Source organism: Citrifermentans bremense R1 (assembly GCF_000426865.1).
Lineage (GTDB): Bacteria > Desulfobacterota > Desulfuromonadia > Geobacterales > Geobacteraceae > Geomonas > Geomonas bremensis.
Window position 1 is genome coordinate 38750 of record NZ_AUGE01000022.1, and the last position, 20705, is coordinate 59454.

Genomic DNA, 20705 nt, shown 5'->3' on the forward strand with positions numbered 1-20705 from the left:
CATGCGCCCCACTTCTCGGGTCTCTCGGCGCATATGCGGGAAAATAGATATTACCAAATCGCTAAGGCATCGTAGTTTAAAAACACACGTATGTAAAGCCGTTTAGTGGTTGCAGGCAAAAAAACTTGACACCGTATTCAAAAGGTGGTTAATTGGCCTGACCAAAACGTATAACCCGGTTTGATTGGCCTGTTCTCCTGCCCGGTAGGCGCCGGGTGGCTCAGGCCCAAGACGACGATTGATCCGTTTTACGGTTTAGCTGCACCGAAAAGGCACCGACGCCCCACATTACTGCATCAAGAGCAAAGGAGAACACAAGTCATGCCATGGATTCAGAGCTACACACCTGTAGCGGGTAGTCTCGCGATGTCGGCTTTGGTCGCCGCCATCCCCCTCGTCGTCATCTTCATCTGTCTGGCCGTCTTCAAGATGAAGGCGCACAAGGCGGGCCCCTTGGCGGTCGCCTCCGCCATCGCCATCGCGATCTTCGTCTGGCAGATGCCGGCGAAACTTGCCGGGCTCGCCACCATCCACGGTGCGGCCTTCGGTCTCTTCCCGGTCTTTTACATCGTGGTGACCACCATTCTCCTTTACAACATCACCGTGAAGGGGGGGCAGTTCGAGATCATCCGCGCCTCCCTGGCTGGGCTCACCGGTGACCGCCGACTGCAGGCGCTTCTGATCGCCTTCTGCTTCGGCGCCTTCATCGAGGGGGCCGCGGGCTTCGGCACCCCGGTCGCCATCGCCGGCGCCACCCTGGTGGGCCTCGGTTTCCGTCCCTTCTACGCCGCGGGGGTCTGCCTCATCGCCAACACCGCGCCGGTCGCCTTCGGCGCCATCGGCATTCCTGTGGTTGCGCTGGCAGGCGTCATGGGTTACGACGACGGCGGCCTGATGAAGCTCTCCACCATGGTGGGGAGGCAGCTTCCCTTCATCTCCGTGTTCATACCGTTCTACGTCATCATGATCATGGTGGGCTGGAAGAAGACCATCGAAGTCCTCCCCGCCATCATCGTTTGCGGCGTCACCTTCGCCTTTGCCCAGTGGGGCACCGCCAGCTACCTCGGTCCCTACCTTCCCGACGTTACCGCCTCGCTTCTCACCCTGGCCGCCCTCGTCATCCTGCTCAAGTTCTGGCAGCCCAAAACCGTCTGGACCTTCGATCACGAGCCCGAGTTCTCCGGGAAGGAGAGCCACGAATACACCGGCGGTCAGATGTTCCGCGCCTGGGCTCCCTACCTGGTCCTCACCATCATGGTGCTGGTGTGGGGCATCCCCTCTGTTAAGACCTCCCTGGATAAGAGCAAGGTGGTGATCCCGGTTACAGGCCTCGACAACGCCATCGTGAAAAAGGTCTCCAAGCCGGAAGACGGCGTCAAGAAGGTCGCCGCGGTCAAGGCCGAAGCTGCCAAGCAGGCGGCGCTCCTCGCGCCGGCCGACGCCAAGCAGGCAGCAGTTGCGGCTGGCCTTGCCGAACTGCAGGGGCTGGAAGACAAGCTCCTCGTCGTCGAGCAGAGCCTGCCGGCAGGAAAGCCCGTGGTTACCGCCGAGCGCCTGGCCGCCTACGACGCGGTCGACAAGAAGCAGAAGGACCTGCAGAAGATAGAGAAGGAACTGGTCGAGGCGAAGCTGGTGGACAAGGCGCAGTTCAAAGCGCTGGATAAGGCGGTAGCCGACCAGCTCCCGGCCAAGATTGCCGCCAAGTTCACCTTCAACTTCATGTCCGCTGCCGGTACCGCCATCCTCATCGCCGCCATCATCTCGGCACTTATCTGCGGCGTCGGCATCGGCGCATTCTTCCAGGTGCTGGGCAAGACCCTGTTCGACATGCGCTGGCCGGCTGTGACCGTCGCCTCCGTGGTCGGCCTCGCCTTCGTCATGAACGCTTCGGGCATGACTACCAGCATGGGGATGTCCTTCACCAAGGCGGGCGCGTTCTTCCCGTTCCTCTCTCCCTTCCTGGGGATGCTCGGGGTCTTCCTGACCGGCTCCGATACCTCCAGCAACGTCCTCTTCGGCGGGCTGCAGAAGGTGACCGCCGAGCAGCTCGGCATGAACCCGCTTCTGACCGGCGCAGCCAACACCAGCGGCGGCGTCATGGGCAAGATGATCTCGCCGCAGTCCATCGCGGTTGCCTGCGCTGCCACCGGGCTGGTAGGGGAGGAGGGGAACCTGTTCCGCTTCACCCTTAAGCACGCGCTTTTCCTGACCACGGTCATGGGCATCATCGTGGCGCTGCAGGCCTACGTCTTCCCCTGGATGATCCCCTGATGAAACCCGCGCCCCGGGAGGCTCGTCCTCCCGGGGAAGCGGTCGTCTCGCCGTTTCCGCGCCCCGTTCGTTTCTGGGCAACCGCTAGGCACCGCCTCCTGCCGCCAGAGGGAAAAACAGCAAGCTGGTAGCGATCATGACAAAAACCGCATTCAACATATCCTGGCAGGTACTGCTCCTGTGGCTGGTATTTCGGCTGGGGACCTTTCTGGTCGCCTTGCTGCACCTCTCTCTCCCGGGCAACGTGGCAGGGATGCTGATCATGTTCCTCCTTTTGGCGAGCGGCGCGGTGAAGCCGTCGCTCATCGAAGAGGGGGGCGGCTTCCTCCTCAAGCACTTCGCCTTCTTCTTCATCCCGATCTCGGTGGGACTCATGACCTTCGGGGATCTGATGCGTCAAAGCGGCGCGGCCCTCCTCCTCGTCCTCACCGTGAGCGCCCTGGTGGGGGTGGCGGCTACCGGGATCTCGGTGGAACTGCTGCAGGGGAGATCGTCACGATGAACCTGCTCTTGAGCGCCTCCCTTATCCTGCTGACCCTTGGGGCTTATCTCGCGACCCGCCGCATCTTCCTTGCTTACCGGCACCCGCTGCTGAACCCGGTCTTCCTGAGCACCGTCGTCATCATCTCCCTCATGAAGCTCACGGGGTACTCCTGGGACGACTACCAGCCGGCCAAAGAGGTGATGACCTTCCTGCTCGGCCCCGCCACGGTGGCGCTCGCCCTGCCGCTCTACCACAACCGGTCGCTCTTGCGCCGGCACGCTCCGACAGTTCTGGCAGGGGTTGCCGCTGGTTCACTGACCACCATGGCCGCAGCGCTCGTAGCGGGGAGGCTTTTCTCCTTGGGCGACACCCTGCTCCTCTCTCTGGGGCCGAAATCCGTGACCGTCCCCATAGCCGTGGAGATCTCGCGGCTATGCGGCGGGGAAGCCCCGCTTACCGCCGCTTTCGTAGTGGCGACCGGAATGCTCGGTTCCATCCTCGGGCCCGGAGCGCTCTCGCTCCTCAGGGTGAAGCACCCGATGGCGCGGGGGCTCGCGCTCGGCACCGTTTCCCACGGCCAGGGAACCGCGGTGGCGCTAATGGAGAGCGAGACCGCAGGCGCCATGAGCGGCGTTGCCATGGCGCTTGCCGCAGTATTTACCGCATTCATAGCACCGTATTACCTCCCGCTTTTCCTGCGCTAGCGGGGGCGGGACGTAAAGCATCGACACTTCATAGAAGCCAAAAAAGGAACAGATGCCATGGAAAACAGTTTCATAAAGGCGCTGGCCGGAATCGTCGGAGCACCGAATACCCTGATCGATCCCGAATCGCTCGCCTGCTACGGATACGATTCCACCCCCGAACTGCAGAGCAGGCCGGGTGCTGTGCTGCTCCCGGGGAGCGCGGAGGAGATTTCGAAGGTCATGGCGCTTTGCCACGAGGCAGGCGTGCGGGTCACCCCCCGCGGTTCCGGCACCAACCTTTCCGGCGGCTCCATCTCCTTCGATGCCGGGGTGGTGCTGCAGACCAGCCGCCTGAACCGGATCCTGGAGATCGATGAGGAGAACCTGACGGCTACCGTGGAGACCGGCGTGATCACCTCGGCGCTGCACCGCGAGGTGGAGGCGAAGGGGCTTTTCTACCCACCCGACCCGGGGAGCATGAACATCTCCACCATGGGGGGGAACGTGGCCGAGAACTCCGGGGGGTTGCGCGGTCTCAAGTACGGCGTTACCGACGACTACGTGATGGGGCTTAAGACGGTCCTCGCCGACGGCGACCTGTTGAAGACCGGCGGCAAGGTGGTGAAGGACGTGGCGGGCTACAACCTGAACCAGCTCCTCGTCTCCTCCGAGGGGACACTAGGCATCTTCACGGAGATCACCGTGAAGCTGATCCCGAAGCCCGTGGCCAAGAAGACCATGCTGGTGCACTTCCCGCAGCTGGAGCAGGCCGCCCTCACCGTCTCGCACATCATCGCCGCGCGCATCATCCCGGCCACCTTGGAATTCCTGGACCGGGTCACCATCAAGTGCGTAGAGGATTACGCCCACGTGGGACTGCCGCTCGACGTCGACGCGGTGCTCCTCATCGAGGTGGACGGCCACCCCGCCCAGGTGGAGGAGGACGCCGCCGGCATCAGACAGATCTGCGAGCGGCACCACTGCTCCTTCTTCCAGACCGCCGCGGGTCCCGAAGAGGCGCTGAAGCTCGCCACGGCGCGCCGGGTGGCCCTCTCGGCCTTGGCCCGCATGAGGCCCACCACCATCTTGGAGGACGCAACAGTCCCCAGAAGCTGCATAGCGCCCATGGTGAAGCTGATCCAGGACACGGCCAGGAAGTACGACCTCTTGATCGGCACCTTCGGCCATGCCGGCGACGGCAACCTCCACCCCACCTGCCTCACCGACGAGAGGAACTCCGACGAGATCGCCCGCGCCCACCAGGCGTTCGGCGAGATCTTCGAGGCCACCATAGCCATGGGGGGGACCATCACCGGCGAGCACGGGGTAGGGGTGGCCAAGAAGAAGTACCTACCTAAGCTGGTGGGAGAGTCGGGTCTGCGCGTTATGCGCGGCATCAAGGGCGCGCTCGATCCCAAGGGGATACTGAACCCTGGGAAAATCTTTAGTCTGACTTCGGACTAGTCCGACCCGTCTGACCCGTCTGACCTGTCCGACGCCGTTTCTTCAACAAGAGGATGCACCATGGATTACGTCAAGCTGATCAACTGCATGCGCTGCGGCATGTGCCTGCCGCACTGCCCGACCTATAAGGAGACCTTCCTGGAAACCGCCTCGCCGCGCGGACGCGTGGCGCTGGTGCGCAAGCTCCAGGAAGGGGAGCTGGTGGAAAGCGAGAAGTTCCTGGAGTACGTCTCGCTCTGCCTCGACTGCCAGGCCTGCGCCTCCGCCTGCCCCTGCGGCGTCAACGCAGGCGAACTGGTGGCCGAGTTCCGCTGCGAGAGCAAGAAGGAGAAGGGGCTCTCCATGATGGAGGACCTGGTCCTGAGAAAGCTGGTGCCGCACCCGGACCGCCTGGAGGCCGCTACGGCGCCGCTTCGGCTCTACCAGAAAACCGGCCTGCAGCAGGTGGTCCGCTCGCTGGGGCTCTTGAAACTGTTCCCTGAGGCGCTGGGACGCATGAAAGGGCTTTTGCCTAAGCTCCCCGACGCGCCGCTGCGCCAGACCATCAGCGAGGTGACGCCGGCGGCTGGAAAAGAGAAGGGGACCGCGGGCTTTTTCCTCGGCTGCGTCATGAGCCTCATCTTCAGCGAGGCGAGCCTTGCCACGGTGCAACTGCTCTCGACTTTGGGGTACCGGGTGGTGACACCCAAGGCGCAGAAGTGCTGCGGCGCTCCTAACATGCTGGGGCACGATCTGGACGGGCTCAAGGAGGCGGCTAGCTTCAACACCGACCTCTTCGACTCCTTCGACCTCGACTTCGTGGTCACCGACTGCGGCGGCTGCGGGGCCGAGCTGAAGAAGTACGGCCAGCACCTGGACGGCGAGCGCAAAGCGGTGGATTTCAGCGCCAGCGTGCGCGACATCTCCGAGGTGCTCTTCGCCGAATCGGAGGCTTTGGCTGCAAAATTGAGACCCCTGCCGCTCAAGGTCACCTACCACGACCCCTGCCACATCGCCCACTGCCAGGGGATCCGCAGCCAGCCCCGGGCGCTGATCAAGCTGATACCCGGAATCGACTTCCGCGAACTCCCCGAGGCGGATGCCTGCTGCGGGTCGGCGGGTACCTACAACATCGAGAAGCCGGAGATGGCGGACCGGGTGCTGTCGCGCAAGGTGCAAAACGTGCAGAAGACTGGGGCCGAATACCTCGTGACCAGCAACCCGGGTTGCCTCTTGCAGCTCAAGAAGGCGCTCTCGGAGGCCGAGCCTCAGGTAAGGGTGATTCATCTCACCGAACTGCTTCAGATGAGCATGAATGCGTGAGGGTAGGGGAGGTTACCTCTACATGCCGTATACGGAATCTTCCCGGCTGCCAGATTGGTCAAAAATATTTACCAGAAAACCTATTGCCTTCCTCTTACATATGTAGTATCGGTGCCTTATGAAATTTACGCCGATAAAACCGAAAAAAGTATCGACCCAGATCGCGGAGCAGATCCGCAGTTCCATACTGGCCGGCGAGTTCAACCCGGGGGAGAAGCTTCCCCCCGAGCGGGAGCTTGCCGAGCTTTTCGGCGTATCCCGTCCTTCGGTGCGCGAGGCGCTCAATATCCTCACTTCCTCGGGTCTTGTCGAAACCTATCAAGGGGGAGGGACCCTGGTCCGTTCCCTGGTGGAGAACTCCGCGGGGATGCCGCTCTCCGAGCTGATCCGCATCGACGGCGACCGTGCCCTCGACGTGATCGAAGTGCGCAAGGGGATGGAGTCCTGGACCGCCTGGTACGCCGCTACCCGGGCGCTCCCCGAGGACGTTCGGCGCCTGCAGGTTGTTGTCGACGGCATGGCCAAAAACCTGGAGCAGCTGAAGGCTTCGGAGGATTTCGACGCCCACTTCCACATGCTGGTCGCCCGCGCCACCCACAACGTGGTCTGGAGCCACATGATGCAGAGCATCTTCGAGGCGATGCAGGAGTTTCAGCGCGACGTCTGGCGCGCCGTCTATCTGACCGAGGAAGACCAGCGCCTGCTCTTCAGCCACCACCTGAAGATCTACGAGATGATCCGGGACCGCGACGCCGACGGCGCGAGAGGGGCCATGCTCGAGCACCTGGACTTCGCGCAGAAAAGATGCTCCGCCTACGTCTCCATGCGCGGCACCGAATAACGCTGCACCAAACTAACGATAAAGGCCCGGCAGCGATTCTCTGCCGGGCCTTTGCGTTTTCTGATCGGCGACAAGCTCTCGCGGCGCCCAAGTCCCCCGTTTTTGGTTGAAGCTCACTTTCTTTTTGGGTATAGTGACCCGTTATTTCTTGCAGATTAATTCCAAGGAGGAGTTCGATGATAGATTTTCTGGGCGGTTGGAAGAGAACCAGTTACTGCGGCGAGTTGAGGGGGGGCCACATAGGGCAGGAAGTCACCCTCATGGGTTGGGTCTCCAAGAGGCGCGACCACGGCGGGCTCATCTTCGTCGACCTGCGCGACAGGGACGGCATCTCCCAGATCGTCTTCGACCCGGAGCGCTGCGCCGAGGCCCACGCCAAGGCCGAATCCGCCAGGAACGAATACGTCCTCGCCATCAAGGGGACGGTTGCCGCCCGCCCGGAAGGGACCGTCAACCCGAAGATGAAGACCGGCGAGATAGAGGTGCTGGTGACCGAGTGCAAGCTTTTGAACCCCTCCAAGGCGCTCCCCTTCACCCTCGACGGCTTCGTGGACGTCAACGAGAACATCAGGCTCAAGTACCGCTATCTCGACCTTCGCACCGGGACGCTGCAGCAGAACCTGATGCTCCGCTCCAAGGTCGCCCAGCTGACCCGCTCCTACCTGAGCGACAACGGCTTCATCGAACTGGAGACCCCTTTCCTCACCAAGTCCACCCCGGAAGGGGCGCGCGACTTCCTGGTCCCCTCCCGCATCAACAAGGGCGAATTCTACGCGCTGCCGCAGTCCCCGCAGCTCTTCAAGCAGATCCTCATGGTCTCCGGCTTTGACCGCTACTTCCAGATCGTGCGCTGCTTCCGCGACGAGGACCTGCGCGCCGACCGCCAGCCCGAGTTCACCCAGATCGACTGCGAGATGTCCTTCATCGACCGCGAGGACATCATCACCGTGATGGAAGGGCTCATGGCCCGCATCTTCACCGAGGCCAGAGGGGTCAAGGTGGAACTCCCGATCGAGAGGATGACCTACCAGGAGGCGATTCGCCGCTTCGGCGTGGACAACCCGGACCTCCGCTTCGGGCTCGAACTGGTAGAGCTCTCCGAGATCGTCAAGAACTCCGGGTTCAAGGTCTTCGCCGACGTGGTGAACGGCGGCGGGATCGTCAAGGGGATGAACGTGAAGGGCGCCGGCGCCATGAGCCGCAAGGAGATCGACGATCTCACCGAGTTCGCCAAGATCTACGGCGCCAAGGGGCTCGCCTACGTGAAGATGACCGCCGAAGGGTGGCAGTCCCCCATCGCCAAGTTCTTCACCCCCGAAGAGATCGCCACCATGGATAAGGCGTTCGACGCCAAGGAAGGGGACCTGCTCCTCTTCGTCGCCGACAAGCCGAAGGTGGTCAACGATTCGCTGGGCAAACTCAGGAACCACCTCGCCGCCAAGATGGGGCTCACCGATCCCAACGTCTTCCGCTTCGTCTGGATCACCGACTTCCCGCTTCTCGAGTGGGACGAGGACGCGAAGCGCTGGGCGGCGGTGCACCACCCCTTCACCGCTCCCATGGACGAGGACCTGCAGTACGTCGAGAGCGATCCCGGCCGCTGCCGCGCCAAGGCCTACGACCTGGTCCTCAACGGCAACGAGATCGGCGGCGGCTCCATCAGGATCCACCAGGAGGAAGTGCAGTCCCTCATGTTCAAGATGCTGGGGCTCTCCGAGGAGAACGCCCGCTCCAAGTTCGGCTTCCTGCTCGACGCGCTCGAGTACGGCACCCCGCCGCACGGCGGCATCGCCTTCGGCCTGGACCGCCTGATGATGCTGATCACAGGTAGCGACTCGATCCGCGACGTCATCGCTTTCCCGAAGACCCAGAAGGGGGCCTGCCTCATGTCGGAAGCCCCCTCCGGCGTCGATGCACTTCAGCTGCGCGAGCTCGGCATCCGTCTCGCCGCCAAGTAGGGGGGCTGTTGAAGCTCGCCGTCCGGTTCATAACTCTTTTGCTCGTCATTATAGCGGCGGCCTGCGCAACGCAGCCGCCGCGTTTTCGCGATGAGGCGAGCGCAAGGCTCGAACAGCTGAAACTCCGAGGGGGCGAGCGGCTCCACCCGAACGAGTACGCCGGCACGCTGCAGGCCTTTTTCAAAGGGGACGCGCTGCTTTTGGCCAGCGAGCGCGAGGAGGCGGATCGCTACTTCGAGCTGACCCTTTTGAAAGCCGAGCTGCTGGAAAAGACCCTCGACGAGGAAAAGGCGCGTGAGCAGGCCGCGCGCGAGCGGGCCGAAGAGGAAAAGCGGCGGACCGAACGCGAGAAAAAGGCGCGGGAGGAAGCGGAGCGGCGGGCCCAGGCGAAAGCCGCCGCCGAAGAGAGGGCGAAACGGGAGGCGGCCGAGGCCGAGCGCAGGAAACCCAAGCCCCAGAAGGAGCCGCAGCTCGTCGCTTCCTACACGGTGAGAAGGGGTGAATCCCTCCCCCTCATTGCCTCGCGTCCCGAGGTCTACGGCGACCGCGTCCTATGGCCGCTTCTCTACCGCGCCAACCGGGACCAGATCCGGGACCCAAGGCACATCTGGCCCGGCCAGGTGCTGCGCATCCCCCGCAACCAGGGGCGCGACGACATCTCCGAGGCCAGGCGCTACGCCCAGGAACACCCGCTGCACTGATCGCTGTTGACGGTTTATTTAAACAGTATTTTGCCGTCGCCAAATCCGTCCCGGCACCCTTCGCACCGATGCAGATCGAGTGATTATAACCGCTTGAACTGCTTCCCCCGCACCCCTTCCGACTAATTGCAGATGCACCGTATCCCGCCCCGATTTTCCCTTGACAGTGAAAAACGTTTTGTATACTGTATACAAAATTTGTAAACCAGAACAATCCTGCTAACATCCCATAATCCCTTGTATATAGTAAGTCGCATTGTAGGAAGGCCGTCCACGGCCGAGCGGCCGACGGCCGACATGTTTCCGCAAGCGAATAAAACAGCATATCGGGCACACCGTAGCCGCACAGTTGCCCCTTGAAAACGACTTTAGTGCAATTGGCATGAAACCCAAGGAGAGACAATGACAACAGACAAAGCAAAGATCGTTTGGACCAAGATCGACGAGGCCCCCGCACTGGCAACCTACTCCCTGCTCCCCATCGTCAACGCCTTCACCAAGGCCGCCGGCGTTGTCGTTGAAACCAGGGACATCTCCCTGGCAGGCAGGATCATCGCCAACTTCCCGGACTACCTGACCGAGAGCCAGAAGATCCCGGACGAGCTGGCGTACCTGGGCGAACTGACCCAGAAGCCCGAAGCGAACATCATCAAGCTTCCGAACGTCTCCGCCTCGATCCCGCAGCTGAAAGCAGCCATCGCCGAGCTCCAGAGCCAGGGTTACAAGCTCCCGGAATACCCGGAAGAGCCGAAGACCGACGAGGAGAAGGCGCTCCACGCACGTTACGCCAAGGTGCTCGGTTCCGCCGTCAACCCGGTCTTGAGGGAAGGCAACTCCGACCGCCGCGTTGCCAAGGCAGTTAAGGAATACGCCAAGAAGCACCCGCACAAGATGGGCGCCTGGGCCTCCGACTCCAAGAGCCACGTCTCCAACATGAGCGCCGGCGACTTCTACCACAGCGAGAAGTCGGTGACCCTGAAAGACGCCACCGTCGCCCGCATCGAGTTCGTCGACAACTTCGGCAACGTCACCGTGATGAAGGACAAACTCCCGCTGCAGGCAGGCGAGGTGCTGGACGGCTCCTTCATGAACGTGCGCGCCTTGAGGAAGTTCATCCAGGAGCAGATCGACGACGCCAAAGCCAAGGGCGTGCTCTTCTCCGTGCACCTCAAGGCCACCATGATGAAGATCTCCGACCCGGTCATCTTCGGCCACTTCGTCTCCGTCTACTTCAAGGACGTCTTCGAGAAGCACGCAGCCACCTTCAAGGAAATCGGCGTCAACGCCGACCTCGGCCTGGGCGATCTCTACAAGAAACTCGAGAAGGTTCCGGCAGGGAAGAAGGCCGAGATCGAGGCCGACATCCAGGCCACCTACGCGAAGCAGCCGCCGCTGGCGATGGTCGACTCCGACAAAGGGATCACCAACCTGCACGCGTCCAACGACATCATCATCGACGCCTCCATGCCGGTCGTTATCCGCGACTCCGGCAAGATGTGGGCCCCGGACGGCAAACTCGCCGACACCAAGTGCGTGATTCCGGATACCTGCTACTCCGAGTGGTACCAGGAGTGCATCCAGTTCTGCAAGGAAAACGGCCAGTTCGACCCGACCACCATGGGCGCCACCTCCAACGTCGGCCTCATGGCTCAGAAGGCTGAAGAGTACGGCTCACACGACAAGACCTTCAAGGCTCCGCTGAACGGCACCATGCGCGTAGTCGACGCTGCCGGCGAAGTGCTGATCCAGCACCAGGTCGAAGAGGGGGACATCTGGCGCGGCTGCCAGGCGAAAGATCTCCCGATCCGCGACTGGGTCAAGCTCGCCGTCAACCGTGCCCGCGCCACCGGCGCTCCGGCCGTCTTCTGGCTCGACAAGAACAGGGCTCACGACGCCCAGATGATCAAGAAGGTGGAGACCTACCTGAAGGACCACGACACCAAAGGGCTCGAGCTGCACATCATGTCCCCGGTCGAGGCGATGAAATTCACCCTCCCCAGGGCCAAGAAGGGTCTCGACACCATCACCGTGACCGGCAACGCACTCAGGGATTACCTGACCGACCTGTTCCCGATCCTCGAGCTCGGCACTTCCGCGAAGATGCTCTCCATCGTTCCGCTTCTGGCGGGCGGCGGCCTCTTCGAAACCGGTGCGGGCGGTTCCGCTCCGAAGCACGTGCAGCAGTTCCAGCAGGAAGGCTACCTCCGTTGGGACTCCCTGGGCGAGTTCCTGGCCCTGGCAGTCTCCCTGGAGCACCTGGCAGCAACCTTCAAAAACGAGAAGGCGGCACTCCTCGCCGAGACCCTCGACGCAGCCAACACCAAGTTCCTGGATCAGAACAAGAACCCGGCGCGTAAGGTAGGCCAGATCGACAACCGCGGCAGCCACTTCTACCTCGCCATGTACTGGGCCGAGGCGGTCGCCGCCCAGACCAAGGACGCGGACCTCGCAGCCCGCTTCGCCAAGGTGGCCAAGGAGCTCCAGGCCAACGAAGAGAAGATCAACGCCGAGCTGATCGGCGCACAGGGCAAGCCGGTCGACATGGGCGGTTACTACCACGCCGACGACGCCAAGACCGAAGCGGCTATGCGCCCGAGCGCAACGCTGAACGCCATCATCAACTCGATCGTATAAAGCTTTCGCTGCACCAGGTAGATAATCTCAATTTAATTACGGAGGAAGAAAACATGGCACGTAAGAAAATCGCACTTATCGGTGGTGGACAGATTGGCGGCGTACTTGCTCAGCTTGCAGCTCTGCGCGAACTGGGTGACGTAGTGATGTTCGACATCGTCGAAGGCCTGCCGCAGGGCAAGATGCTCGACATCGCCGAGGTCGGCTCTGTCGACGGCTTCGACTGCAACCTGAAAGGGACCAACAGCTACGAGGACATCAAAGGCGCCGACGTGGTCATCGTCACCGCAGGCCTTCCCCGCAAACCGGGCATGAGCCGCGACGACCTGATCGAGGTCAACTCCAAGATCATGACCTCCGTGGCTGAGGGGATCAAGGCCAACGCACCCAACGCGTTCGTCATCGTCATTTCCAACCCGCTCGACGCCATGGTTACCCTCTGCCAGAAGATCACCGGCTTCCCCTACAACCGCGTCATCGGCCAGGCCGGCGTGCTCGACTCCGCACGCTTCAAAACCTTCATCGCTTGGGAACTGGGCGTTTCCGTGAAAGACGTCAACGCCATGACCCTGGGCGGCCACGGCGACGACATGGTGCCGCTGGTACGTTACGCCTCCGTGAACGGGATCCCCGTCATGGAACTCCTCGAGAAGAAATACAAGGACAAAGCCAAGGCTAAAGAAGTCATGGAAGCCATGGTCAAGAGGACCCGCGGTGCAGGCGGCGAGGTTGTCGCTCTCCTGAAAACCGGTTCCGCATTCTACTCCCCGGCTTCCTCCGCCATCCAGATGGCTGAATCGATCCTCAAGGATCAAAAGCGCGTCCTCCCGACCTGCGCTCACCTGAACGGCGAGTTCGGCGTGAAAGGCTTCTACGTCGGCGTTCCCTGCGTGCTGGGCGAGAACGGCGTCGAGCAGATCCTCGAGTTCGAACTGGACGCAGAAGAGCAGGCGATGATGGACAAGTCCGTCGCAGCCGTCAAGGAACTCGTAGGTTCCATGAAGTAATCGCAGGCTGAACATGCTTTGCCAGGGGGTAAGGAGGTGTCCCCTCCTTACCCTTTTTTTTCGAGGCGGAGCCAAGGTGCCGGTCAGCGTCGCTTGCATTTTGTTTACAGCATGTGTTATAAACCCATTTTTGCACAGCCCGAAAGGGCCTTTAAGTCAAAGGAGCTACGTGGATGGAGAAAAAACTGCCGACAATCGAGATAATCGAGAAGTACTGCAAAGGGTGCCACATCTGTGTGGAATTTTGCCCTACCAAAGTCTTGGAAATGAAGGGTTTCGTGGCAAGCGTCAAGAACCTTGAGGCTTGCATCAAGTGCATGCAGTGCGAGCTTAGGTGCCCTGATTTTGCAATCAAAGTAACGGCTTAATTATTCTTAGGAGGTATTGAAAGTGGCTAAAAAAGTTGCATTCCTTCAGGGGAACGAAGCTGCCGCACAGGGTGCATTGTATGCCGGGTGCACTTTCTTCGGCGGTTATCCGATTACACCCTCCACCGAAGTTGCAGAAGTTCTCTCCATAGAGCTTCCGAAAATCGGCGGCAAATTCATCCAGATGGAAGACGAGATCGGCGCGATGGCTTCCGTCATCGGCGCGTCCCTTACCGGTGCGAAAGTTCTCACCGCTACCTCGGGCCCCGGCCTCTCCCTCAAGCAGGAGCTCATCGGTTACGCCTGCATCGCCGAGACCCCGGTTGTCATCGTCAACGTCATGAGGGGCGGCCCGTCCACCGGCATGCCGACCGGCCCTTCCCAGTCCGACGTGATGTGCGCCAAGTGGGGCACCCACGGTGACCACCCCGCCATCTGCCTGGTTCCGGCTTCCGTTCAGGAGCTGTTCGAGGAGACGGTCCGCGCCTTCAACCTGGCCGAGAAATATCGCACCCCGGTAATGGTCATGCCCGACGAGATCGTCGCCCACATGCGCGAGCGCATCGTGTTCCCGGAGCCGGGCGAGATGGAAGTCATCAACCGCACCGCTCCGAGCGTCTCTCCCGCTGAGTACAAGCCGTACGACACCAAATTCGGCGACGTACCCCCGCTGGCCGCTTTCGGCACCGATTACCGCTTCCACGTAACCGGCCTCAACAAGGCCGAGGACGGATTCCCGACCACCAAGGCAGCACTGGTACAGGCCGAGGAAGAGCGTCAGGTCCGTAAAGTCGAAGCTAATGTCGACGACATCGTGACCTTCGAAGAGTACGAACTGGCCGACGCCGAGGTCGTGGTCGTAGCCTACGGCTCCACCTCGCGCTCCGCAAGGTTCGCGGTCAACGAGGCCAGGAAGCAGGGGATCAAGGCCGGCCTCTTCAGGATCAAGACCTTCTGGCCCTTCCCGGACAAGCAGATTGCCGCCATCGCCGGGAAGGCGAAAGCGATCATCACCCCCGAAATGAACCTCGGCATGTGCACCCAGGAAGTACAGCGTTGCGCACAGGGCAAGGCGTCGGTTTCCGGCATCTTCCGCGTCGACGGCGAGCCGATCAACCCGGGGCAGATCCTCGAAAAGATCAAGGAGGTCAAGTAACATGTCTTTTGATTACGATAAGTACATCCGTCCTGGCAAGCTGCCGCACATCTGGTGCCCCGGTTGCGGTCACGGCATCGTCATGAAGGGTCTGATCCGCGCCATCGACACCCTGGGCCTCGAGAAGAACAACACCGCTATCGTTTCCGGTATCGGCTGCGCTTCCCGTCTTCCCGGCTACCTCGACTTCTGCACCCTGCACACCGCGCACGGCCGTGCAGCTGCTTTCGCCACCGGCGTCAAGATGGCGAAGCCCGAGATGAACGTGATCCTGGTCGGCGGCGACGGCGACGGTACCGCCATCGGCGGTAACCACTTCATCCACGCCTGCCGCAGAAACATCGACATGACCTACATCATCATGAACAACAACATCTACGGCATGACCGGCGGCCAGTTCTCCCCGTGCACCCCGACCGGCGCCAAGGCGTCGACCACCGTGTACGGCAACCCTGACCCGGCATTCGACGTCGCCAAGCTTGCCATCGGCGCCGGCGCAACCTTCGTTGCCCGCGGCACCGCATACCACGCGACCCAGATCGACAAGCTGATCGTCGAGGCCGTGCAGCACAAAGGGTTCTCGGTAGTCGAGATCCTGGACGACTGCCCGACCACCTACGGCCGCCGCAACAAGTTCAAGTCGGTCATCGAGATGATGAACCGCCTGAAGGACGTAGCTGTTCCCGTCAAGGCTGCCGAGAAGATGACTGCCGAGCAACTCGAAGGCAAGATCCTCACCGGCGTTCTGTACAAGGAAGAAAGGCCCAACTACACTGACGAGTACGCGAAGGTCATCGAGCGCGCCAAGAAATAACCAAAGGAGGAGAACCTCAGATGTCTCAGAGATATGAAATCAGATTTTCCGGGGCTGGCGGGCAGGGTCTCATCCTTGCCGGTGTCATCATGGCCGAAGCCGCTTCCATCTACGACGGCAAGCAGGCAGTACAGTCCCAGAGCTACGGCCCCGAGGCAAGGGGTGGTGCATCCAAGTCGGAGGTTATCATCTCCGATACCCTTATCGACTACCCGAAGGCAACCGTGGTTGACGCGCTCTTGGCGCTGACCCAGGAAGCCGCCGACAAGTACTCCCACGACCTGAAGGAAGGCGGGGTACTGCTGATCGATTCCGACCTGGTGAAGAAAGTGCCGGCGGGGAAATTCAAGACCGTCGCATTCCCGATCATCAACACCGCGAAGAACGAAGTCGGCCGCGAGATCGTCGCGAACATCGTGGCGCTGGGCGCCATGGTGGCACTGACCGAAGTCGTTACCAAGGAAGGCGCCGAGAAAGCAGTTCTCGCCCGCGTTCCGGAGGCCTTCGTCGAGCTGAACAAGAAGGCGTTCCAGATGGGTTACGAGAAGGCGATCGCAGCACGCGCCTAATCCAGCTCACACAGGCAGCATCGAAGGGCCCGGCGGAAACGCCGGGCCTTTCTTTGTCTCTTGTCTTTTCCTCAGACGTCCTCCGTGGCAGACAGTTTTCGGGTTTGAACTTTACCTCTGATTCGATATAACAATAAAGCCTTCATCCTCAGACAGAACCAGGAGTAACCGTGTCACTTGAACTTTGCCACATGGCGCTCAGACAGACACTTGATCTGGTCGCACTGACAGACGAAACGCTGCAGGGATTGACACGCCGCAAGTTCACCAGCGACGAACTCTACGGCGAAATCCTCGGCAAGCTCCTCGGCGGCAACGGCGTGCGCGGCCCTTCCGGCATCCTCATCGCCAGCGAGAGCGCAGACACCGCCTGCTGCAACGGTCGCGTATTTCACCTGCGCCACGAGCGGTTGGTGGAGCGCTCCGACGTCATTTGCATCGAAACCGGTTCAAGCTATGCCAGCAGTCTGGTTCTTCTGGAGGGAGGGACCGAGGTGGTGGCCATCAACTGGAAAGACGTCTGCTCCAGCGTAGAGGATTTCCAGGCCTTCTTTCATCCCAAGGTGCTGGCGGCGATGGCCGAGCCGATCCTGAACTTCGTGAGCTGCCGGATCAGCGGCAAGCCCGCCGGCGTCATCGAGGCCTTCAACTACCCGGGCCACGCAACCGAATACGACGCAGACGTGCTGCGGAGCGCGGCCGTGGTAATGGGGTCGCTTTTGGCGGTGTCGAACGGGATGCGCGAGACCGAGCAGGCCTTCAACTACACCATCGAGGCCTTGGCCCGTGCCTGCGAGGCCGCGGAAGAGGATACCGGCAGACACATAGTCCGCGTCAACCGTTATTCAGGCGCCCTTGCCGCCAACATGGGTTTCAACATCGAGTTCATACAGGACATCTCGATATCGGCGCAGATGCACGACGTCGGGAAAATCAGGATACCGTCGGAGATCCTGCTCAAGAAGGGATTGCTTAACGTCAAGGAGATGCAACTGATGCGGCAGCATCCCGCGTTTGGCGCCGAGATAATCGGGGATTCACCGAGGCTCAGGCTCGCCCACGAGATTGCCTTGGCTCACCACGAGAACTGGGATGGCACGGGGTATCCGAAACGACTGCGTGGGGAGAGGATTCCTTTAGGGGGGCGCATCGTGAAGGTGGCGGATGTGTACGACGCGCTGCGCTCGAAGAGAAGTTACAAGGGGGCCATGACGCACCAGGAAGCAGTGGCTGTTTTCAGAGATGGGGATGAGAGGATCAATCCTGTCGCGCATTTTGACCCCGCGGTCTTGGCTGCATTCTTCAGGATAGAGCACATGTTCGACATGATCTACGATAGCTCCGTTCCGAAGATCGGGCTGAACCACACCAAAAAGAGCAAAGCCAAAACCCTCGGCCACGGAGACACGGAGAAAACCTGAGGATACACGCTGCCCTTGCGTCCCCTCGCCCAGCGGGAGAGGGACAGGGTGAGGGAAGATTCAAATCATCTACTTCTTCTCAACTCCTCCACCCGTCGCTGCATGATTATCTGCTGCAGCTTCTCCGGCGGGACTTCTTTGTTATCCAGCACCTCCGCCCCGATCCCCAGCTGAGCCGCGTTCAGCGCCGCCACCCTGAGCGCCTCATCCCACCCCGGCATCTTCCCGCCGCAGTCCGCCGCAACCTGAAGCGGCAGAAATTCCGCTATCCCCCCCTTGACGGCGTCGACAGCCAGCCGGATCTGCGTCGAGTCCCTCAACTCTTCCCACTTGTTCGCCGTGTCATGCAGCTTGCTGGTCGCTTTCAGCGCGCGCTGCAGCACCGACGGCAGCCGCAGCCTCTTGCAGAAAGCGTCCGCCGCTGAGGCACCGAGCGCGTCGTGGCCGTGGTGCTTCGGGTGCTGGTCTTTGGGGGTATAGAGCTTGCCTAAGTCGTGGAAAAGCGCGCAGAACCGGCCGGTCACGTCATAGGTCAGGGCAGCCATCCGCTCCAGCGTCTGCATCGAGTGGGTGAACAGATCCCCCTCGGGGTGGTGCTGCGGCGGTCCGGCAATGACCTGCTGCATTTCGAAGATTTCCGGCAGATAGTTCCTCCCCGCCTGAAACTCCAACATGCGCCTGAAGAAACGTGCGGGGTCGGGCTTCGCCAAAGCCTTGAGCATTTCCTGTGAGAAGCGCTCCACGGGAATCGCTGCGAACGCGTCGGACCAGTCGCGCGATACCAAGAGCGCCTCGGTTTCGCTGTCCAGGCGCCACCCCTCGCACTCGAAGCGCAAAGCGCGGAAGATCCTCAATGGGTCGTCGGTGATGCTGGTCGGAGTGCAGGCGCGCAGGATGCGCTTTTCCAGGTCCGCCTTCCCGTGAAGCGGGTCGATCAGCGCGCCGTCCAGGCTCATCGCCATGGCGTTCACCCGAAAATCGCGGCGGTAAAGGTCGGCGTTCAGCTCCTCCACCGACTCCAGGCGGGTGACCTCGATCTTTCCGAATTCCTGGCGATAACTGAAGTAGATGTTGGGGGTGCTCTTGGACTCGACCAGGCGGAAACCGAGAGAGGCGAGTTCCGCGGCGGTAACCGCGGCGGCAAGATCGATGTCCTGGCAGGCGACCCCCAGCAGGAAGTCGCGCACCATGCCGCCGGTGAGGAAGATACGGGAGTGCAGGGACGCAGGGAAGAACTTCTTCAGTCGTAGAATCAAAGCATCCATGGCAGCCCTAGAAGCGGCATTACTGCCGCTGTTGTCACTGCTTTTTTTCCAGAAGCGCCACGTCCTCGACATGCACCGTCTGCGGGAACATGTCCACCGGCTGCACCTCCACGGTGCGGTAGCCGAGCCCGGAGAGGATGTCAAGATCCCGCGCCAGCGTTTCGGGCGAGCAGGAAACGTAAATGATGCGTGGGGGATTGATGGCGGCCACGCTCCTCAACACCTTCTCGTCGCACCCTTTCCGCGGCGGGTTGAGCACGATCAGGTCCGCGCCCCCTTCCTCCCCGATCTCGTCAATCAGATGCACGGCGTCGCCGGCCTCGAAGTGACAGTTCTCCACGTGGTTCAGTGCCGCGTTGATGGTGGCGTCGGCGACCGCTGCCTCGACGAATTCGATCCCGACCACTTCGCGCGCCTGGTCGGCGAGATAGAGCGAGATGCCGCCGATGCCGCAGTAGACGTCGATGACCCGCTCGGTCCCCTTCAGGTTCGCCAGCTCCCGCACCTTCTCATAGATGATGCGCGCGGCACCGCTGTTGACCTGGAAGAAGGAGTGGGGCGAAAGGTTGAAGATCTTGTCTCCCACGAACGCCTTCAGCGTCTGGGCCTTGGTAATGGAGCGATCCTTGGTGCCGAAGATCACGTTGCCGGTCGAGTTGTTGATGTTCTGCGCTACCACCGCGACCTCGGGGACCGCCTGCTGGATGAACTTCGCCAGGTGGTGCATCTCGTTGTAACCCTGGTCCGTCGTTACCAGGACCACCATGACCTGATTGGTCTTTTCGGCCACGCGAACCACCAGGTAGCGCAAAAGCCCCATCTCGCTCTTGGGGTTGTAGATCTGCACCTTTCCTTTCTTGATCCCGGCCTTGGCAGCCTTCACCACCTTATTGATCAGCGGGTGGTGGAGCGCGCAGTCCTCGATCTGCAAGACGTCATGGGTGTTGCGACGGTAGATGCCGATGACGGGATCGTTGTTCTTCCCGGCAATGACCAGTTTTGCCGTGTTGCGATATCCAAGCTCCTTGGGCGAGCCGATGGTTTCCCTGATGGCGACCTCGAAAAGAGATGGGTATTTCCGGAAGTGGCGGGCGACCAGCGACTTTTTCCATGCCAACTGGGCCGGGTAGCGCATCTGCATGAGTCCGCAGCCGTCGCACACCCGTCCAAGGGTGCAGGCGGGAGAGGGGTTGCGGTCCGGAGAACGCTTCAGACACTTTATGGTATGGGCGAAGGCTTCCCTGCGGCCGACGTAGGTGATCTTTGCCACCAGCACCTCGCCCGGAAGTCCCCCTGCCACAAGCACGCGGGTCCCCTCGTGGTTGGCCACGCCGAAGCCCTCGTCGTTGGTAGCGAGAATGCTCAGCTCCAGCACCTGTCCGCTGCGCAGCGTAGGCTGGCGCTCGTCGCGGGAAGATGCTCCTCCCTTTCCAGCAGGCGTCCTCTCCGGTCTGTTCCCGGCTGTCTTTGCCGCCGGTTTACGGTCCCCGCCTTTGCCCCCTGCGGGAGGCGCCGCCGAACGATCTCCCTTCGGGCGGGCGGGACGTGAGCCAAACGCTGCAGCGGGAGTTTCGCCCCTGGAGCTGCGGGTGCTTTCGGTGCGCTCAGTCTGGGCGGCTTTGGGTTTGCGCGCTGTAGTTGAGGTGTTTTTGGAGTACCTGGGGGTAGCGCTGGACTCGGCGCCTTCGGTTCTGGCTGAGTCGTCTTTCTTGTATGGCTTTTGTGACTGGGGACGGGAGTGCTCAAACTTCATCGACTTGCCGT

17 protein-coding genes are annotated in these 20705 nt (G+C 61.4%); 15 read left to right on the plus strand and 2 right to left on the minus strand.

Annotated elements, in window-relative coordinates; genetic code table 11:
- The first annotated feature begins 321 nt into the window (after positions 1-321).
- The 15 genes from K419_RS0113475 to K419_RS0113545 all read left to right on the plus strand — a co-directional run bounded on the left by K419_RS0113475 (position 322) and on the right by K419_RS0113545 (position 17676).
- On the plus strand, positions 322-2271 hold the full coding sequence (locus K419_RS0113475) for an L-lactate permease (protein WP_026842061.1): 1950 nt from the start codon (positions 322-324) through the stop codon (positions 2269-2271).
- A gap of 136 nt (positions 2272-2407) precedes the next feature.
- Positions 2408-2773 (plus strand): CidA/LrgA family protein, encoded by a 366-nt coding sequence (locus K419_RS0113480; protein ID WP_026842062.1) that lies wholly within the window; start codon positions 2408-2410, stop codon positions 2771-2773.
- Positions 2770-3459, plus strand: a complete 690-nt coding sequence (locus tag K419_RS0113485) for an LrgB family protein (protein ID WP_026842063.1) — start codon at positions 2770-2772, stop codon at positions 3457-3459. Before K419_RS0113480 ends, K419_RS0113485 begins: the two co-directional genes overlap by 4 nt.
- Before the next feature lie 57 nt (positions 3460-3516).
- The gene (locus K419_RS0113490; protein ID WP_026842064.1) at positions 3517-4905 is read left to right on the plus strand and encodes an FAD-binding oxidoreductase; all 1389 of its coding nucleotides are present in this window, start codon (positions 3517-3519) and stop codon (positions 4903-4905) included.
- 60 nt (positions 4906-4965) lie between these two features.
- Positions 4966-6207, plus strand: a complete 1242-nt coding sequence (locus tag K419_RS0113495; RefSeq protein ID WP_026842065.1) for a (Fe-S)-binding protein — start codon at positions 4966-4968, stop codon at positions 6205-6207.
- A 118-nt stretch (positions 6208-6325) separates the two neighbouring features.
- On the plus strand, positions 6326-7048 hold the full coding sequence (locus tag K419_RS0113500; protein ID WP_026842066.1) for a FadR/GntR family transcriptional regulator: 723 nt from the start codon (positions 6326-6328) through the stop codon (positions 7046-7048).
- Positions 7049-7224: 176 nt separating this feature from the next.
- The gene (aspS, locus tag K419_RS0113505) at positions 7225-9006 is read left to right on the plus strand and encodes an aspartate--tRNA ligase (RefSeq protein WP_026842067.1); all 1782 of its coding nucleotides are present in this window, start codon (positions 7225-7227) and stop codon (positions 9004-9006) included.
- A gap of 8 nt (positions 9007-9014) precedes the next feature.
- Positions 9015-9707, plus strand: coding sequence for a LysM peptidoglycan-binding domain-containing protein (locus K419_RS0113510; protein WP_035497239.1), 693 nt, complete (start codon positions 9015-9017; stop codon positions 9705-9707).
- A 402-nt stretch (positions 9708-10109) separates the two neighbouring features.
- Positions 10110-12341: an NADP-dependent isocitrate dehydrogenase gene (locus K419_RS0113515; RefSeq protein WP_026842069.1), complete on the plus strand. Its 2232-nt coding sequence runs from the start codon at positions 10110-10112 to the stop codon at positions 12339-12341.
- A gap of 53 nt (positions 12342-12394) precedes the next feature.
- Complete coding sequence (gene mdh, locus K419_RS0113520; RefSeq protein WP_012531328.1) at positions 12395-13348, plus strand: malate dehydrogenase; 954 nt, start codon at positions 12395-12397, stop codon at positions 13346-13348.
- A 173-nt stretch (positions 13349-13521) separates the two neighbouring features.
- On the plus strand, positions 13522-13716 hold the full coding sequence (locus tag K419_RS0113525) for a 4Fe-4S binding protein (protein ID WP_012531327.1): 195 nt from the start codon (positions 13522-13524) through the stop codon (positions 13714-13716).
- A gap of 22 nt (positions 13717-13738) precedes the next feature.
- A complete protein-coding gene (locus K419_RS0113530) occupies positions 13739-14872 on the plus strand; it encodes a 2-oxoacid:acceptor oxidoreductase subunit alpha (RefSeq protein WP_026842070.1) in 1134 nt (377 codons plus the stop codon).
- A gap of 1 nt (position 14873) precedes the next feature.
- Complete coding sequence (locus tag K419_RS0113535) at positions 14874-15686, plus strand: 2-oxoacid:ferredoxin oxidoreductase subunit beta (RefSeq protein ID WP_012531325.1); 813 nt, start codon at positions 14874-14876, stop codon at positions 15684-15686.
- A 20-nt stretch (positions 15687-15706) separates the two neighbouring features.
- Entirely contained in the window at positions 15707-16255 is a 549-nt protein-coding gene (locus K419_RS0113540) for a 2-oxoacid:acceptor oxidoreductase family protein (RefSeq protein WP_026842071.1), read from the plus strand.
- Between the two features lie 170 nt (positions 16256-16425).
- Positions 16426-17676, plus strand: a complete 1251-nt coding sequence (locus K419_RS0113545; RefSeq protein ID WP_026842072.1) for an HD-GYP domain-containing protein — start codon at positions 16426-16428, stop codon at positions 17674-17676.
- A gap of 65 nt (positions 17677-17741) precedes the next feature.
- On the opposite strand, the gene K419_RS0113550 is transcribed toward K419_RS0113545, so the two are convergent.
- Together K419_RS0113550 and rlmD are read right to left on the minus strand one after the other, a co-directional pair.
- Positions 17742-18941, minus strand: a complete 1200-nt coding sequence (locus tag K419_RS0113550; protein WP_026842073.1) for an HD domain-containing protein — start codon at positions 18939-18941, stop codon at positions 17742-17744.
- A gap of 34 nt (positions 18942-18975) precedes the next feature.
- The gene (gene rlmD / locus K419_RS0113555) at positions 18976-20694 is read right to left on the minus strand and encodes a 23S rRNA (uracil(1939)-C(5))-methyltransferase RlmD (protein ID WP_026842074.1); all 1719 of its coding nucleotides are present in this window, start codon (positions 20692-20694) and stop codon (positions 18976-18978) included.
- Positions 20695-20705 lie beyond the last annotated feature (11 nt).

Excerpts from the sequence above, each read along its gene's own strand:
- K419_RS0113475 (WP_026842061.1), top strand. The coding sequence starts at position 322 with ATGCCATGGATTCAGAGCTACACACCTGTAGCGGGTAGTCTCGCGATG.
- K419_RS0113480 (WP_026842062.1), top strand. The coding sequence starts at position 2,408 with ATGACAAAAACCGCATTCAACATATCCTGGCAGGTACTGCTCCTGTGG.
- K419_RS0113485 (WP_026842063.1), top strand. The coding sequence starts at position 2,770 with ATGAACCTGCTCTTGAGCGCCTCCCTTATCCTGCTGACCCTTGGGGCT.
- K419_RS0113490 (WP_026842064.1), top strand. The coding sequence starts at position 3,517 with ATGGAAAACAGTTTCATAAAGGCGCTGGCCGGAATCGTCGGAGCACCG.
- K419_RS0113495 (WP_026842065.1), top strand. The coding sequence starts at position 4,966 with ATGGATTACGTCAAGCTGATCAACTGCATGCGCTGCGGCATGTGCCTG.
- K419_RS0113500 (WP_026842066.1), top strand. The coding sequence starts at position 6,326 with ATGAAATTTACGCCGATAAAACCGAAAAAAGTATCGACCCAGATCGCG.
- aspS (WP_026842067.1), top strand. The coding sequence starts at position 7,225 with ATGATAGATTTTCTGGGCGGTTGGAAGAGAACCAGTTACTGCGGCGAG.
- K419_RS0113515 (WP_026842069.1), top strand. The coding sequence starts at position 10,110 with ATGACAACAGACAAAGCAAAGATCGTTTGGACCAAGATCGACGAGGCC.
- mdh (WP_012531328.1), top strand. The coding sequence starts at position 12,395 with ATGGCACGTAAGAAAATCGCACTTATCGGTGGTGGACAGATTGGCGGC.
- K419_RS0113525 (WP_012531327.1), top strand. The coding sequence starts at position 13,522 with ATGGAGAAAAAACTGCCGACAATCGAGATAATCGAGAAGTACTGCAAA.
- K419_RS0113535 (WP_012531325.1), top strand. The coding sequence starts at position 14,874 with ATGTCTTTTGATTACGATAAGTACATCCGTCCTGGCAAGCTGCCGCAC.
- K419_RS0113540 (WP_026842071.1), top strand. The coding sequence starts at position 15,707 with ATGTCTCAGAGATATGAAATCAGATTTTCCGGGGCTGGCGGGCAGGGT.
- K419_RS0113550 (WP_026842073.1), bottom strand. The coding sequence starts at position 18,941 with ATGGATGCTTTGATTCTACGACTGAAGAAGTTCTTCCCTGCGTCCCTG.
- rlmD (WP_026842074.1), bottom strand. The coding sequence starts at position 20,694 with ATGAAGTTTGAGCACTCCCGTCCCCAGTCACAAAAGCCATACAAGAAA.